Origin of the sequence: Undibacterium sp. CY21W (genome assembly GCF_014284265.1) — a bacterium.
GTDB classification, from domain to species: domain Bacteria; phylum Pseudomonadota; class Gammaproteobacteria; order Burkholderiales; family Burkholderiaceae_D; genus Undibacterium; species Undibacterium aquatile.
Genome location: NZ_JACOGE010000017.1, coordinates 1 through 1,646 on the forward strand (window position 1 = coordinate 1; position 1,646 = coordinate 1,646).

1 protein-coding gene is annotated in these 1,646 nt (G+C 47.0%); it reads left to right on the forward strand.

Annotation, left to right across the window (positions count from 1 at the left end):
• Positions 1 to 121 precede the first annotated feature (121 nt).
• Positions 122 to 1,646: VCBS repeat-containing protein (locus H8K29_RS17735; RefSeq protein WP_186898664.1), on the forward strand; the 1,525-nt coding region annotated here is incomplete at its 3' end.

Consider the following 1,646-nt stretch of genomic DNA (forward strand, 5'->3'; position numbering starts at 1 on the left):
GCGTAATCCACAGACGGGAGGTATGGATTGCTTACCGGCGACAACATTTGCGTGGGGGAAACCGGATCCAGGCAAGACGCCGGGCTTTGAGAGTAAAGGGATTTGGGCTGGCGCTCCGACTATGAGTGCTCCTAGAACCGTTTACGGATATTCTGATCTTGTTATTAATGACAAAGCATTTGTATTCAGCGATTTTGAGAATCACGGCTATACCGATATCTTAGAAAAAGCGCCGGCAATGCAGGTTGGACCGGAGCGGGTTGTTCCACAAACTCAATATCGTTATTTCCATAATAATGGCAATGGGTTTACCGAGTACACCTACCAGTTGAGTACTGGTGAACCTTTTGTTGTCTTAGATACTGGCGATTTCAATGGCGATGGTGCGTTGGATATCATAGTGAGACCAGGGACGAATCAGAACTGGTTTCTGTTGCCACAAAAAATTTGTTTGTCTCCTTTGAATCACCCTGGGGCTTTGCCTCCCCCGGGTTCCCCTATCGTGTTCAACTGTGAGTCTGGATGGCCTCCAACGTTTTTGGGGGCGCCTTACGTGGTCGATGTGCGTGGCGATGGTCGTTCGGCCGTCTACAGTTCTAATGATAGTGGGGTTGTGACGGTTTGTATTCAGGGGAAATGCCAGCAAGACTTTAGTCCGCCAAATGTACTGACAATGATCTCTCCAGACGATGGTTCTCCGGAATATGCCCAAAATCAGTACTTCAAATTATCACAGGTGGTTGATTTTACCGGTATCGGAAAGCCTTACGACGTCCGCTGGACAACAGTGAATTTTCGAGAGTATACCCAAGACGGAACTGAGTCGATATATAACCCGCATTACGAAAATCTTCAGCCAACAATCGTATTGAATAATTTCAATCCACCAGGTGCTACGACAAATCTGGGGGTGATGGCGAATTACACCTATGACCGATATGTGCAGCCGCCACGTAATACACCATATTTACCATACCTATTTGATAAATATGATCAAATGGGCAACTTGGCGGCCGATTTTAATGGTTCTGGTTATAATTCTCTGGCATTCGGGTTCACTGAAATGGCGAATCCTACCAGTACTGACATCTCCGCGTACTCACGCGCTGAATTGACCATATGTTTGTCGACAGGCCGAGCCCTGGATTGTGGTGTAAGAAAAAAATACAGCGGCCCGGAATATGTTGCGATCCGTGCAGTTGGTAACTTTATTGGCGACGGGCAGGCAACTATTTTAGTCGACAGATTGAATCCTGTTTTAGGTTCACGACCGAGACCCAGTGGCGACGTGCAAATGTGCCATCTCATCGGTGATGATACGACCGGAGGTGCCGGAGTTGATGACAGCAATATTGTTTGTACGCCTTGGAACGGCTTTAAGGTTCAGACGGTTGCTAACACTAGTTTCCCTTTTGGTAAAGTATATTTCTTAGATTTACTAGGAACGGGGCGAACACAGATCGTGCAATATCATGCCGGTCAACTTGATGGTACGGGTAGTCGTTGGGAAGTATTTGCGCCGATTGATGTTGCTGTTGCTGGGCAAGCCCTTGATCGCATTCATCAAGTAACCAATGGCGTCGGTGCAGTTAGCACTGTGCAGTATGTTGATGGAATGGTAGAAGGAATTGTTAGTCAATCTGGTA